The organism is Bacillus sp. GW823-FHT06A10 (genome assembly GCF_058795375.1).
This window is the reverse complement of record NZ_JBXAHT010000003.1, coordinates 491,747-505,448: the sequence shown is the minus strand read 5'-3', so window position 1 is coordinate 505,448 and position 13,702 is coordinate 491,747. Positions and strand designations below refer to the sequence as shown.

Genomic DNA, 13,702 nt, shown 5'->3' with positions numbered 1-13,702 from the left:
AGGTGTGAAAATCGCTTTTCAAAATTTCGTTTGGTATAATTATGGACAATCTATGAGGGCTAAAAGGGGTTTTGATATGAGATCAAAAGTAGTAAAAGTAATTCTACTCATTACAATTGCATCTTTCTGTTTATTTGCATATGGCTTTGTTTCAGGTGTAAATGATGTATTAAATCCGAAAGCTTCAAATTTAATTAAAAAGACCGATGTAGTGGCAAAAGAGAAAAAGAAAACGGGAACGTTACAAATCGTTAGTTTAGGTGATTCATTAACGCGTGGCGTTGGTGATAAAGAAGGAATTGGCTATGTTGGGCGAATGAAAGAGGATTTACAAAAAGATTATAAGCAAAAAATTGCATTAACAAATTTAGCAGTTAGTGGTGCAAAAATGCCCGATTTATTAAAACAAATTGAAAGTAGTGGCGCTCAATATTCAATTAAGAAAGCAGATGTAATCGTGTTAACGATTGGTGGGAATGATTTGTTCCCAGGCTGGGAATCGCTTGGGAAAATAGATTTAGAGACGTATCGTCCTGACACAGAAACGTTTCAAAATGAAGCAAAGAAAATTATAGAAGAAATTCGTAAATTAAATACAGATAGTCCGATTTTTTGGCTTGGTTTATACAATCCTTTTGAAGATGTAGAAGATTTAAAAGGGTCTTCAAACATTGTTGTGGACTGGAATGCATCTTTAGAGAAGTTAGCGCTAAACGATAAAAATGTGTATATTACACCGACATTTGATTTATTCCAAAACCGCGGGAAAGATTTATTATACTCTGATCATTTTCATCCGAATGAAGTAGGTTATACGTATATGGCAGAACGTTTAGTTCAAAATGTTGTAAGTAAATTAAAACTAGAACAAGGAGGGGTAAAATGACGACGATACTTTCCGTACGAGACTTGAAGAAGGTAATTGGAAACAAGACTCTTGTAGAGAATATTTCCTTTGATGTAAAGCAAGGAGAAGTGTTCGGGTTCCTAGGACCAAACGGTGCTGGAAAGACGACTACTATTCGAATGTTAGTCGGATTGATTAAGGCGACAGAAGGTAAGATTTCTATCGGTGGTTATTCGATTAAGGAAAATTTCAGAGAAGCGATGCGTCAAATTGGGAGTATCGTTGAAAACCCAGAGTTGTATACATATTTAACAGGATGGGAAAATTTAAAGCAATTTGCTCGTATGTTAGGTGATATATCAGATGAACGTATTATTGAAATTGCTGAAATGGTTCATTTAGATGAAAGAATTCATGACAAGGTAAAAACGTACTCACTTGGTATGAAACAACGCCTTGGAATTGCACAGGCGCTCCTTGGGAATCCTAAATTGCTTATATTAGATGAGCCAACGAATGGTTTAGATCCAGCAGGGATTAGAGAACTTAGGGAATTTATACATAAGCTTGTGAAAGAAGAAAATATGAGCGTGTTTATTTCAAGTCACTTGCTAAGTGAAGTGCAAATGATATGCGATCGCGTTGCTATTATTCATAAAGGAAAGATGATAACAGTTGCCAAGGTTGAAGAATTAATTAAAACAGCAAGTGATCGTGTAGAATGGATTGTTACACCAATTTCTAAGGCGAAAGATATGCTAGAAGCGGCCGAGGAAATAAGAGAAGTGAGTGTAAAAGGCGAGCGATTACTATGCCGCATGGATATTGCATCTATAAGTAGTTGGAATAAAAAATTTGTAGAAAATGAAATAGATGTACATAGCGTTAAGGAGCTTGTATTTACGCTAGAAGATTTATTTATTGAACTCACAAGGGGTGAGCAGCATGCGTGAATTTGCGAATCTAGTTTTAAATGAATCAGAAAAGATTTACCGTAAGAAACGTATTTTTGTTGTCATGCTTATTTTAGCAATCTTGATCCCGCTTTTTGTGTACGCGCAGTATCGTGAAATAGAAACGACACAAAAAAGACTCGGTACAACTGATTGGAAGGTTTCATTGCAACAGCAAATTGTTGATTCTCAGAACCGGTTGAACAATTCTAGGTTGCCAGAAGAATGGCGTGATTGGTTAAAGGTAAGAGTTGAGCAACAACAATATTATTTAGATCATGATATTAACCCGATGGCACCGGGTGCACCGACTTTTGTCAGAGCATTTATTGAACAAGGAATTACATTGTTTATTCCGCTTCTCGTAATGATTGTCGCTATTGATATCGTTTCAGGAGAACGAAGTGATGGGACAATGAAGATGTTACTTACGCGGCCGATTCGGCGCTGGAAAATACTCCTTAGTAAATACGTGACGATATTATTTTTCATTTCGCTCATACTGTTTCTTGTAGGTTTGTTTGCTTACATATTATCAGGGCTTGTATTTGGATACTCGGGATGGAATTTACCTGTTTTAACAGGATTCGTCATTGATAAGGAAACGTTAAATACGAACTTTGTGCATCTTATTCCGCAGTGGCAATACATCTTAATGGCGTATGGACTAGCCTGGTTTGTTGCTATCGTTGTCGGAACTATATCATTTATGGTCTCTGTTTTAATTCGTAATACACCAGCTGGTATGGGCGTTATGCTAGCTGCATTAATTGCAGGCGGTATCTTAAGCTCATTCGCAACATCTTGGGAAGGTGCGAAATATATTTTTAGCGTGAATTTATCATTAACGGATTATTTATCAGGAAAATTACCTGCATTACAAGGCTTATCAATGGGATTTTCTTTGATGAATTTAACTGTTTGGGCAGTTGTTTCCCTTATTATTTCGTTCTTAGTATTTATAAAACAGGATATGTTGAATTAATTAGACAGGAAGTGACAGTATGGAAAATGTTTTAAAGAATGATTGGGGACCATTATTGGCACCAGAATTTGAGAAAGAGTATTATCGTACTCTATCCAGTTTTTTGACAGAAGAGTACAGCACGCATGTTGTTTATCCGAAGGTAGAAGATATTTTTAACGCTCTTCAGTATACAAGTTATGAAAATACAAAGGTTGTTATTTTAGGACAAGATCCATATCATGGACCGAATCAAGCGCATGGTTTAAGTTTTTCTGTACAACCTGATGTTAAAACACCACCATCATTGTTAAATATGTATAAAGAACTTCGAGATGAATATGGTTATGAAATCCCGAATAACGGTTATTTAGTAAAATGGGCGGAACAAGGAGTATTACTACTAAATACCGTATTAACAGTTCGTCAAGGCGAAGCAAATTCTCATAAGGGAAAAGGATGGGAGCACTTCACAGATCGTGTGATTGAACTGTTGAACGAACGTGCAAAGCCAGTTGTTTTCATATTGTGGGGGCGCCATGCGCAGGCGAAGAAGAAGTTAATTACGAATCCGAATCATCATATTATCGAATCTGTACATCCAAGCCCATTATCGGCAAGACGTGGTTTCTTTGGTAGTAAGCCATACTCTAAAGTAAATACGATTTTAGCTAATATGGGAGAAAGAGAAATTGATTGGGAAATTCCAAATTTATAAATAGAAAAGGTAGTTAACAGTCGTTAACTACCTTTTTATTATTGTTGTTCGTTCTTTAATTTTGCATCTAGTACAAAAGTACCAAATGGGATAACTGATGAAACAAATGCTCCAAGTGCCCATAAAATTGATTTACGGTGTACGATTGTTACTTGAATTACTGCAAAGATGAATAGAATAAACAGAACACCATGAGCCATGCCTGTAATTTTAACAGCTGTTGCAAATCCTGCGAAATATTTCAATGGCATTGCTACAAATAATAGTAATAGGAAAGAAATACCCTCAACTAGTCCAATTGCTCTTAATCGTCCGATTGGTGTAGATAACATAAAGTAGCCTCCTTTAACGTATGCTTGTATATAGTAAATTTGTATTCTTTTTCAAAATAAAATAGTCTATTTTGTTTCATTATATACAAAAAGAAAGTTTACACTACGAGAATAGTGCAAAGTTCAAAATATAGTCACAAAAGCATGAGAATTTAAATAAAAACCTATTTGAAGTATTTGACTTCAAATAGGTTTTGTGAATGAAAATATTAAACAAGTACATCCGTTTTTAAAACGAATTTCTCTACAACTTTTGCGACACCATCATTCATATTTGTATCTGTTACGTAGTTTGCAATTTCTTTAATATCATCAGGTGCATTGCCCATTGCAACACCAAGACCAGCAAATTCAATCATTGCTTGGTCGTTATAGCTATCGCCCATTGCGATAACTTCTTCACGCTTAATGCCAAGCTTTTGAATCAGTTTGTTTAAGCTCGTTCCTTTTGTAACACCGGCTTCAGTAAATTCTAAGAAGAATGGTTTCGAACGCATCACGCTTAATTGGCCTTCTAGTTGTTGTTGAAGTTTCTTTTCAACTTCAACAAGGCGTTCAGCTTCTTTATTCATTAATACTTTTACTACAGGCTCTTTAACTGCGGCTTTAAAGTCATCTACTACAACAATTGGCATACCAGTAATATCGCCCTCAATTTCAGTATAAGGATTATTTTCTTCCGTTACGATATCATCGCCCATATAAGTATGAATCCATACATCTTCAGTTTTACTAATTTCAAATAGGTTGTGAACGATTTCAGGAGATAGTGTACTACTAAAGATTTCTTCGTTTGTTTTACAGTTAATAATTTTTGCGCCATTAAAAGATAGAATGAAACTGCCGTATTCTTCTAAGCGAAGTTCTTTGGCTACATTGCGCATACCAAACGTTGGACGTCCAGAAGCAAGTACAACCTTTACCCCTTGCTCTTGTGCAGTCATTAACGCTTCTTTCGTACGAGGTGAAATAGTATGGTCATCACGTAATAAAGTATCATCTAAATCTAAAACAATCATTTTATAAGTCATATAGAAAATTCCTTTCTTTAATTGAAATCAAAATACATGTTCATGAAGATGTTGAGGAATAATAGTAAGACATCAAACCTCTTTGAAAAGAAGTAGATAAATCATTATGAGTGTGTTGCTCATAATATCGGTTAATAATCATTGGGGATGGATAAAACCCCAATGATTCAAGTTTGATTTTATCGTAACAACTCTAAAGGTAGAGTGCAATAATGGAAGTTTTCCAATTTACGATATTTGTTTTGCTGTGGAACGAGAAAATAGTATTTCTAGCAAAATGGCCATTACAGATCCAAGAACGAGACCGTTACTTAAAAACGATGCTAGAAATGGTGGAAGTGTGGAATATGCTCCTGCTGGAACAAACATAACTCCGACTCCTGTGAAGATTGAAAGACCGGCTACTTTAAATAATTGTTCTTTATCCTGGACAGTTTCGTATTCTCGAAAGGCGAGGCCAATCATGCTTGCGAATACAGGATAAATAGCGGCATAACCAACTGCAACAGGGATTGCTGCAAAGAAGGAAGTAATCTTTGGGAATATACTAACGACAATAATAAAGCTTGACCCTAATATAAAAGGGAGACGTTTATAAATATTAGTCGTTGCAATAAAACCTGCTGATCCAGAAATAGCGACAGGCCCAATAGCTGAAAACAGGCCACCTAGCAATTGGTTGATTCCTGTTATAATGCCGGCTTGTTTAAAACGATCTGATGCAGCATTTTCTTCATATTTAGAGATAACCTTTTGTACAACGCGAATACTTGCTAACATATTTGTTAGAAGTAAGAGTGTAACAAATATGACCGTAATTACCATATTCCATTCAACACGAGGCATGCCGAAAACAAATAAGGACGGAAAACGGATTATGTCTGTCACTGGTGTTATTGGATTAGATAATCCGAAGCATGCGAATAATATCCAGCCGCATATGATACTGAAAAGAACGGAATATTGTCCAATAATAGGTAGCTTCATGATGAAAAAGGATAGTAAAATAACAATGAGTGAAAGAATAAATACGTTAGGTTGTACTTCTGTATGTTTTCCATCAAGGCCAAACATTCCCTTTAAGAAGGAGCCACTGAGTTGCGCGACAAGAAGAAATAAATACGTTCCAATGACTGTCGGTGTAAAATAGCGAACGAGTTTATCAATAAGTCCAAAAACGCTAAGAATAATACAAATAATACCGCTTAATAAGAAAGCATATTGAAGAACTTTAAGTGTCTCATTGCTTGATCCAAATAATACGACGCCTAAACTTGCGTAAAGGGAGAAAATTCCCCACCAAAGGCCAGCAGGGCCTTCTTGAATAGGAAGTTTATGCCCAAATATAGCTTGCAAGAGACCAGCAAAGCCTAGAACAAATAATGTTCTTTGTACGAATGCAATGGCTTCAGCGCCATCAAGACCATAACTAGTTGCGACACTAATTGGTACAATAAGGCTTCCAGCTAAAATAAATAGTGCCCATTGTAAGGCGGAAAGAAATGTCTTCATTATATCAACCTCTTTCATAGATTCCGTATCTAGTATATACGTATTTTATTTCCACTGGCAAAGATTGTAGATAGAGAAAAGAGTTGAAACACGGTATGAATGCACGTAAGCAATTATGGATAGCAGTTATATGTATGACTTTTGTTGTAATTCTAGGAACGATAGGATTTATGACAATTGAAGAGATTAGTTTGTTTCAAGCATTTTGGATGACGATGATTACTGTATTGACTGTTGGATACGGAGATGCTGTTCCTGTAACGCAAGCAGGGAAAGTATTTGCGCTCCTTATTATTCCTGTTGGTGTAGGTATTGTTACGTATGCAATTGGGGTAGTGGCAGCTATGATTATTGAAGGGAATTTATTTCATGCAGTACGGAGGAAGAAGATGAATAAACAAATAGCGCAGTTGAAAAATCATATTATAGTATGTGGTTGCGGTAGAGTGGGGCTTCAAGTTGTACATGAATTGCAAGAAAAGAACATTCCATTTGTCGTTGTTGATAAAGATGAAAGTATATTGGAGCAGGAAAAGCTTTTATTTGTACATGGAGATGCAACGGAAGATCAAGTATTACATAATGCCGGAATTTTAAAAGCAGCTGGTTTAGTTGCTATTGTTGCAAATGATGCCGAAAATGTATTTATTACATTAACAGCAAGAGGATTAAACGATACAATTAAAATTGTGGCGAGATCTGAAAAGCCAGAAACTGAAGAGAAATTAAGGCGTGCTGGTGCAAATAAGGTTATTAATCCATCTAGTATGGCAGGTATTCATATAGCAAAAGGTATTGCAAATCCATTAACCGTTCATTATATTGATACAGTGTTGTATGGAGTAGAACAGTCATTTGTCATTGAAGAAATTCTAGTTGGCAAAGATTCAATACTAGTCGGTAAATCGTTACTAGAGAGTAATGTAAGGAATCAGTTTGATGTAACGATATTAGCGATTTTAAGAAATGGTAATATTATACATAATCCAACAGGGCAGGAAAAACTACAAGAACATGATATGATAATAGTATTTGGTTCAGTAGAGAAACTGGGACAATTTGAGAAAGAATTACAAAGTACGAGGTGATAAGGAATGCAAATATCTAGTGACAAGATTTTAAATAAAATGGCGAATGAAATTGCGAAGGCAAAAAGTAGCGAAGGACAAAAGTCAAAAGAACATTTATTAGTTGTGCGTGCTTTATGCGATTTACTATTAGATGAACAGGTTGAATCTTCTACGTATAGGGAGCCGCAAATTCAATCGCAAGTAATTGGATCACAGCCTATAACAACAGTTCAACCAGTTATACCAGTTTCTGGAGAACCTGTGTATATAAAAGAAGAAGGTGCAAATGGTAATTCTTTATTTGATTTTTAAGAATTAAATCGTTTGGCTTATATGAAAAAATTGCTTATGATAAAGGTAAAAAAGGGGAATTAAGATGAAAATTTTCTTTTTACTAGGTTGTATTGCAGCGGGGCTATCTGTTGCGTTAGGGGCCTTTGGAGCACACGGTTTAGAAAATAAAATTTCTGCGAAAATGTTAGAAGTTTGGAAAACAGGCGTTACATATCAGATGTTTCATGCAGGTGGATTATTCGTAGTTGCTTTATTGATGGATAAGGTTCAATCATCACTTTTAACTACTGCTGGTTGGCTAATGGTAGCTGGGATTATTATGTTCTCAGGTAGTTTGTATGCATTAAGTACGACAGGCATTAAGTTCTTTGGCCCAATTACACCTCTTGGTGGTGTAGCGTTTATTGTGGCGTGGATTCTAGTAGGGACTGCAGTTGTAAAAGGATTATAAAAAACAAAAGCTGGCATTTGCCAGCTTTTTTTATGGTCTTGGAGTATAAGTTGCTTGTTGACTAGGTAAATACGTAATTTCTTCTGGAAATTCTACGTAATCTAAGTAGATCATTAATAGTAAATAGCGTTTTCCTGATTGCGGTTCACTAATAACGATATGGTCACGGCCGGCTGCTTCAATAATACCTGTATAAGATTGTGTACCAAGGGAACTGCCACGTTCATAAGTCATTACAACTGTAGCTTGCTTACCTTTGTTTAAACGAAGGATATTTTCAATATAGGATTGCTCTAGAGGTAACATGCCTTGAGAAATTGCATATTGAGCTTGCGCAGCTTGAGCTGTTTGTTGTTGCATTGCTTGCTGTTGTTGTTGAGTCATTTGTTGTGGTTGGACATAAGTTCCAGATGGTTGATAAAAACCTGTTCCATAGTACGGATTTTGTTGCTGTGCCATTCAAAAATCCCTCCTCATTTTCATCTCTTAATATACGCTAGGACAGTCTTCACCAGATGGTTGGAAGAAGCAGTGCTTTTTGAAGCGACCAGAGTTTTGTTGGTTATACCAAGTTGGTGGACAAGGACCTTCAGGTCTAAAGAACCATAAGGCAAAGTTAGCGGGCCAAAAACGTTGTCCTTGAATAGTTCGCCTTGCTAAGGCGATATCTTGTTCACGGGCTCTTTGATAAAAATATCCTTTTTGTGTTGCCTCAAAACCACCAGGATTTTGATACACCATTTGACGTAAATTACGAATACTTTTAAAGTCTAAACAATTTCCGCGGACACGATTTACCCCAACGTTTCCGACCATTAACATTCCTTGTTGCCCTTCTCCTTCGGCTTCAGCACGCATCAGTCTAGCTAACAACTTTACATCTGCTTCGTTATAAGCAATAACACCCATTATGTGTCACCTCTCTTTTTGTAATACCTTTTGGAAAGAGGTTTATTTCTAGATGAAGTGTGGAACAATTACTAGTTCATACGTATGAGAAAAAGGACTCAGATATGACAACCAAACGAAGTTTTACATTGAGAGAGGAAAATAAAAAAAGCTAGCGTGAGCTAGCTTTTCATCATTAAAATACTTTAGACCATAAGTTTGAGAAGAAATCTCCAATAGAGCGCATTGTTAGCACAAACCAATTTGCTTTTTCAACTTCCTCTGTTGTTTTTGCAGTAACTTTCATACTTTTACTACCGTCTAAGAAACCATATTTATCAGTTGATGCTAAAGTAATTGAGCCTACTTTAGCATCTTTCTTAACAGGAGCAACTAAATGTCCATCTTCAGCAAGAGATTTATCTAATTCAGTCCCAATTTTATAAGGATCTTTGCTACCTTTTTTCGCAATTACTGTTATTTCTTTTTCAGGTGCAACCGTTACTTGATCTTCTTTCCCTTTTACTACAGAGATTGTGTTATTTTTATCAACCTTGAGCTTTTGTTTTTCGAAGTTATTAAATCCATATTCGATTAATTCACGAGATTCTGTGAAGCGCTCGTCCATTGATTTCGTTTTAATAATAACCGAGATAAGACGTAAATCACCGCGTTTCGCAGTAATAGTAAATCCATATCCAGCTGTATCAGAACTTCCTGTTTTTAAACCATCAGTACCTTCATAAGCGAAGGCAGCTCCTGGTAACATCCAGTTCCAGTTTTCCATACGAATTGGTTTTGGATGATTGTCTGGGAAGTTTCTAAATCTTTGTTTTGTATCCTCTAGCATTTCTGGATACTTTGTAATCATTGCTTTTGAAAGTATACCCATATCGCGAGCTGACATAGAGTTTTCTGCATTTGGATCAGTACCCTCGGGATGTTTCCCTTTTAAGTCAGCGTTATTTAAACCAGTAGCGTTTACAAATTTATATTTCTTTAACCCTAGTTTTTTTGCATGTTCATTTGCAAGATTTAAGAAGTTTTTCTCACTTCCTGCAAGTAGCTCTGCTAAAGCAATACTAGACCCGTTTGCAGAGAAGATAACAATAGAATGATATAATTCTTTTACAGTATATTGACGTCCTTTCTCAAATGGTACGTTAGAGAATTCATTATTACGTGAGACTTCATAAGCGTAATCGGAAATATTTACTTTCGTATCCCAAGTAATTTTCCCTTCTTTAATTGCTTCTAAAACAGCGTAAACAACAATTAATTTTGACATACTAGCAATAGCTAGCAGTTCGTCTGGGTTTTGTTCATGCAGTATTTTCCCTGTATCTGCATCAAATAGAAGTGCAGCAGCAGCTTCTATTTGTATTTTTTCTTCCGCATGGGATGTTGTTACTCCTAAGGAAGAAATTGACAATAGAAGCGCTAGTAAAATAGACAAGATTTTCTTCATATAAATTATCACCTTCGCATCGTTATTAGCATATAGCTCGTACCATTTTAGCATGAATTTGGATATAGAAAAGTTACAATTTTGTAAGGAATTTGTCGGTTTTTGTTCGAATTTGCGGGAAAAAGGAGTTTTTTGAGGAGAAATATAGAGGGAAATAAAAAAAGGAACGAATTTCGTCCCTTTTTCAATATTATATGTGTAAAAATTTCTCTACTTTTTCGTCTGGTAAGATGTTTCCAACGAAGAATGTTCCGAATTCACCATAACGAGCACTTACTTCATCAAATCGCATTTCATATATAAGTTTCTTAAATTGAAGAACATCGTCAGCGAATAATGTTACGCCCCACTCGAAATCATCGAATCCAACAGATCCTGAAATAACTTGGCGTACTTTCCCTGCGTATTGGCGACCAATCTTGCTGTGACTGTACATCATTTTTTTACGCTCTTCCATAGGAAGCATGTACCAGTTGTCATCACCTTGGCGACGCTTATCCATTGGATAGAAGCAAATATGATTTGCTTTCGGTAATTCAGGATATAAGCGAGCTAAAATTTGTGGATTTTGATATGGATCCTCATCAGCTGGAAGGTAGTTGCTTAGTTCAACAACAGATACGTAAGAATATGCAGGAACCATATATTCAGCTAATGTTGTTTTATTCAATTCTGTCTCAATTTCATTTAACTCTTCCATTGTTGGGCGTAAAATCATAAGCATAATATCAGCTTTTTGACCAACAACTGTATACATTGCGTGACTACCTTTTTTCGCAGTAGCTACTTCGTTCCATTTTTCAACGACATTTAAAAATTCAGACACTGCTTGTCCGCGTTCGTCGCTAGATAATGTTTTCCATGCAGCCCAATCAATAGAACGTAAATCATGTAAACAATACCAGCCATCTAACGTTGTTGTTGCTTCACTCATTCTATTCACCTCAGTTAATGATAGTTTTACACGTTAACTATAGCATATATAGTTTTAAAATCATCTATATAAAACCTTGGCGCATAAAATTGTCACATTTAAGTGTTTAAGCGAGGTGAATTTAACGGCTGAATTTTATGAAAATATAATCATTTTTATTTTATCTATTTTTTGGGAGCTATAAGTTTAAAATATAGAAGAAAAGCAGTATTCTTAAAGATAGAGTTTTTTAACATATGTAGGAGGGTTTATTCGTGAGCAACTTATTTACAACAGTAAAAGAAAAAGTTCAAGGAAAAGGCATTTCTATCGTACTTCCTGAAGGAACTGATGAAAGAATTTTAGGCGCTGCAGAGCGTTTAGCAAAAGAAGAGTTAGTAAAACCAATCTTAGTTGGTAATAAGGAAGAAATTAGCGCAAAAGCTGCTAGCATGAATTTAACATTAGCAGGCGTTGATATTTACGACCCAGCTACATACGAAGAAATGGATGCAATGGTAGCATCTTTCGTTGAACGCCGTAAAGGTAAAGCAACTGAAGAAGACGCTCGCAAAATCCTTAAAGACGAAAACTACTTCGGTACAATGCTTGTATACATGGGCAAAGCACACGGTTTAGTAAGTGGTGCAGCTCACTCTACAGCTGATACAGTTCGTCCGGCACTTCAAATTATTAAAACAAAACCAGGCGTTACAAAAACTTCTGGCGTATTCATCATGGTACGTGAAGAAGAGAAATATGTATTCGCTGATTGCGCAATTAACATTGCACCAAACAGCCAAGATTTAGCTGAAATCGGTATCGAAAGTGCGAAAACTGCTGAGTTATTCGGCATTGATCCACGCGTTGCTATGTTAAGCTTCTCTACAAAAGGTTCTGCGAAATCTCCAGAAACAGAAAAAGTTGTAGAAGCAACTCGCATTGCAAAAGAAATGGCTCCTGAGTTAACTTTAGATGGAGAATTCCAATTCGATGCTGCATTCGTACCATCTGTAGCTGAGAAAAAAGCTCCAGGTTCTACAATTAAAGGTGATGCTAACGTATTCGTATTCCCAAGCTTAGAAGCTGGTAATATCGGCTACAAAATCGCTCAACGTTTAGGTAACTTCGAAGCAGTAGGACCAATCTTACAAGGTTTAAACATGCCTGTAAATGACCTGTCTCGTGGATGTAACGAAGAAGAAGTGTACAAGTTAGCTTTAATTACAGCAGCTCAAGCACTTTAATTCTAAAATGAATTGGTATGGAAAATGACCACCCTTAGGGTGGTCATTTTTATTTTTCTAAGCCAAGTGCTTTATTATTACGATCAATAATACGTTGTAAATTCGTCTCATATAAAGGAATCTCATCTATTGTTAATTGAGATGGTGTTAACTTTGGAGCGAATTGCTGCAATGTTTTTAAAAGACGCATCATTAAATCTTGTACTGTAATGGTTTCGCCAAGTAATTCTGAGAGTGAGGCCATCGTACTTGGTACAATTTCAGGGTACGTAAAGCGTGTTTCTTTTCCTTGAATTGCTAGGTTGTAGAAATCATGAACGAGTGCGGCACGCTCAGAGCCACTTCCGGTAGCACAGAGATAAATTTGGACAGCGACACCGCCGCGAATACGACGTTGTGAAATACCAGCGAATTTTTGATCGCAAATACTTAAGTCATAACTACCAGGACAGTAAGAGCCAACAATTTCTTTTGCCTCGATAGTAACGTTGTAATCCTTTAACATCTCCTTAATTAAATGCCACATCGTATCGTATCCAAGATCAATATCGATACCTTTTTCTGTTTCTTGGAATAAAAGTGATACGTTTAAAACACCTTCATCAAGCACGACTGCAAGCCCGCCAGAATTACGAACAATAACATTGAAGTTGTGTTGTTTTAAAAAAGAAATACCTTCTTCTAAATGCGGAAGGCGTGAATCTTGAATGCCAAGGACAATTGTATTGTGATGAACCCAAGAACGCATTGTTGCGGCTGACTTGCCATTTCCAATGCTTGTGCATAATGTGTCATCCATTGCGAATGACTGAAGTGCATGGAATGTTGGTCCCAAACTAGACTGATCTACAATGCGCCACTCTGGCTGAGATAAAATGGAACGGGAATTGCTCATATAACTAACCCCTTATCTTTAAAATGACAATCTCTATTATAGCAAAAAATGAAGAATGGAGTTTTCTCACATATAAAGGAGGAGCTTAAAGGTGAAATAATAAAAAGGATGCATTACAT

At 36.2% G+C, this 13,702-nt stretch carries 16 protein-coding genes; 8 read left to right on the top strand and 8 right to left on the bottom strand.

Translation table 11 applies throughout. The features are described 5' to 3' along the window. The first annotated feature begins 4 nt into the window (after positions 1–4). Genes AC1Q8M_RS23325 through AC1Q8M_RS23310 form a run of 4 tightly spaced genes read left to right on the top strand, consistent with a single transcriptional unit; the run spans position 5 to position 3,482 of the window. Entirely contained in the window at positions 5–886 is an 882-nt protein-coding gene (locus AC1Q8M_RS23325; protein ID WP_141532521.1) for an SGNH/GDSL hydrolase family protein, read from the top strand. Then, positions 883–1,800 (top strand): ABC transporter ATP-binding protein, encoded by a 918-nt coding sequence (locus AC1Q8M_RS23320; RefSeq protein WP_000207730.1) that lies wholly within the window; start codon positions 883–885, stop codon positions 1,798–1,800. Before AC1Q8M_RS23325 ends, AC1Q8M_RS23320 begins: the two co-directional genes overlap by 4 nt. Continuing rightward, positions 1,793–2,785 carry a DUF2705 family protein gene (locus AC1Q8M_RS23315; protein WP_098855736.1) on the top strand — a complete coding sequence of 331 codons (993 nt, stop codon included), beginning with the start codon at positions 1,793–1,795 and terminating at the stop codon, positions 2,783–2,785. Before AC1Q8M_RS23320 ends, AC1Q8M_RS23315 begins: the two co-directional genes overlap by 8 nt. Positions 2,786–2,804: 19 nt before the next feature. Beyond that, on the top strand, positions 2,805–3,482 hold the full coding sequence (locus tag AC1Q8M_RS23310; RefSeq protein ID WP_000432541.1) for a uracil-DNA glycosylase: 678 nt from the start codon (positions 2,805–2,807) through the stop codon (positions 3,480–3,482). 38 nt (positions 3,483–3,520) lie between these two features. Here the strand turns inward: AC1Q8M_RS23310 and AC1Q8M_RS23305 are convergent, their stop codons facing one another. The 3 genes from AC1Q8M_RS23305 to AC1Q8M_RS23295 form a co-directional block, all read right to left on the bottom strand. Next, complete coding sequence (locus AC1Q8M_RS23305) at positions 3,521–3,814, bottom strand: DUF3817 domain-containing protein (RefSeq protein WP_000953396.1); 294 nt, start codon at positions 3,812–3,814, stop codon at positions 3,521–3,523. 209 nt (positions 3,815–4,023) lie between these two features. Next, positions 4,024–4,845, bottom strand: coding sequence for a Cof-type HAD-IIB family hydrolase (locus AC1Q8M_RS23300; RefSeq protein WP_000221387.1), 822 nt, complete (start codon positions 4,843–4,845; stop codon positions 4,024–4,026). Between the two features lie 228 nt (positions 4,846–5,073). Continuing rightward, positions 5,074–6,357: a purine/pyrimidine permease gene (locus tag AC1Q8M_RS23295; RefSeq protein WP_141533055.1), complete on the bottom strand. Its 1,284-nt coding sequence runs from the start codon at positions 6,355–6,357 to the stop codon at positions 5,074–5,076. A 95-nt stretch (positions 6,358–6,452) separates the two neighbouring features. Here AC1Q8M_RS23295 and AC1Q8M_RS23290 point away from each other — a divergent pair, with 95 nt between their 5' ends. From AC1Q8M_RS23290 to AC1Q8M_RS23280, 3 genes are all read left to right on the top strand, one after another. Beyond that, positions 6,453–7,445: a potassium channel family protein gene (locus AC1Q8M_RS23290; protein WP_141549525.1), complete on the top strand. Its 993-nt coding sequence runs from the start codon at positions 6,453–6,455 to the stop codon at positions 7,443–7,445. Between the two features lie 6 nt (positions 7,446–7,451). After that, on the top strand, positions 7,452–7,739 hold the full coding sequence (locus AC1Q8M_RS23285; protein ID WP_001167346.1) for a YwdI family protein: 288 nt from the start codon (positions 7,452–7,454) through the stop codon (positions 7,737–7,739). 64 nt (positions 7,740–7,803) lie between these two features. Next, complete coding sequence (locus AC1Q8M_RS23280; RefSeq protein WP_000688315.1) at positions 7,804–8,172, top strand: DUF423 domain-containing protein; 369 nt, start codon at positions 7,804–7,806, stop codon at positions 8,170–8,172. A gap of 30 nt (positions 8,173–8,202) precedes the next feature. Here AC1Q8M_RS23280 and gerQ read toward each other — a convergent pair whose 3' ends face one another. The 4 genes from gerQ to hemQ form a co-directional block, all read right to left on the bottom strand. Further along, positions 8,203–8,631, bottom strand: coding sequence for a spore coat protein GerQ (gene gerQ / locus AC1Q8M_RS23275; protein ID WP_000068652.1), 429 nt, complete (start codon positions 8,629–8,631; stop codon positions 8,203–8,205). Between the two features lie 27 nt (positions 8,632–8,658). After that, positions 8,659–9,081 (bottom strand): cell wall hydrolase CwlJ, encoded by a 423-nt coding sequence (gene cwlJ, locus AC1Q8M_RS23270; RefSeq protein ID WP_000538155.1) that lies wholly within the window; start codon positions 9,079–9,081, stop codon positions 8,659–8,661. A 175-nt stretch (positions 9,082–9,256) separates the two neighbouring features. Beyond that, positions 9,257–10,528: a serine hydrolase gene (locus AC1Q8M_RS23265; protein WP_098360957.1), complete on the bottom strand. Its 1,272-nt coding sequence runs from the start codon at positions 10,526–10,528 to the stop codon at positions 9,257–9,259. Between the two features lie 190 nt (positions 10,529–10,718). Continuing rightward, positions 10,719–11,462: a hydrogen peroxide-dependent heme synthase gene (gene hemQ, locus AC1Q8M_RS23260; RefSeq protein ID WP_001287595.1), complete on the bottom strand. Its 744-nt coding sequence runs from the start codon at positions 11,460–11,462 to the stop codon at positions 10,719–10,721. A 254-nt stretch (positions 11,463–11,716) separates the two neighbouring features. On the opposite strand from hemQ, the gene pta reads away from it, so the two are divergent. Beyond that, the gene (gene pta, locus AC1Q8M_RS23255; protein WP_000067215.1) at positions 11,717–12,688 is read left to right on the top strand and encodes a phosphate acetyltransferase; all 972 of its coding nucleotides are present in this window, start codon (positions 11,717–11,719) and stop codon (positions 12,686–12,688) included. 49 nt (positions 12,689–12,737) lie between these two features. Here pta and lipL read toward each other — a convergent pair whose 3' ends face one another. Further along, positions 12,738–13,583, bottom strand: coding sequence for an octanoyl-[GcvH]:protein N-octanoyltransferase (gene lipL, locus AC1Q8M_RS23250; protein ID WP_098855730.1), 846 nt, complete (start codon positions 13,581–13,583; stop codon positions 12,738–12,740). Between the last annotated feature and the right edge of the window lie 119 nt (positions 13,584–13,702).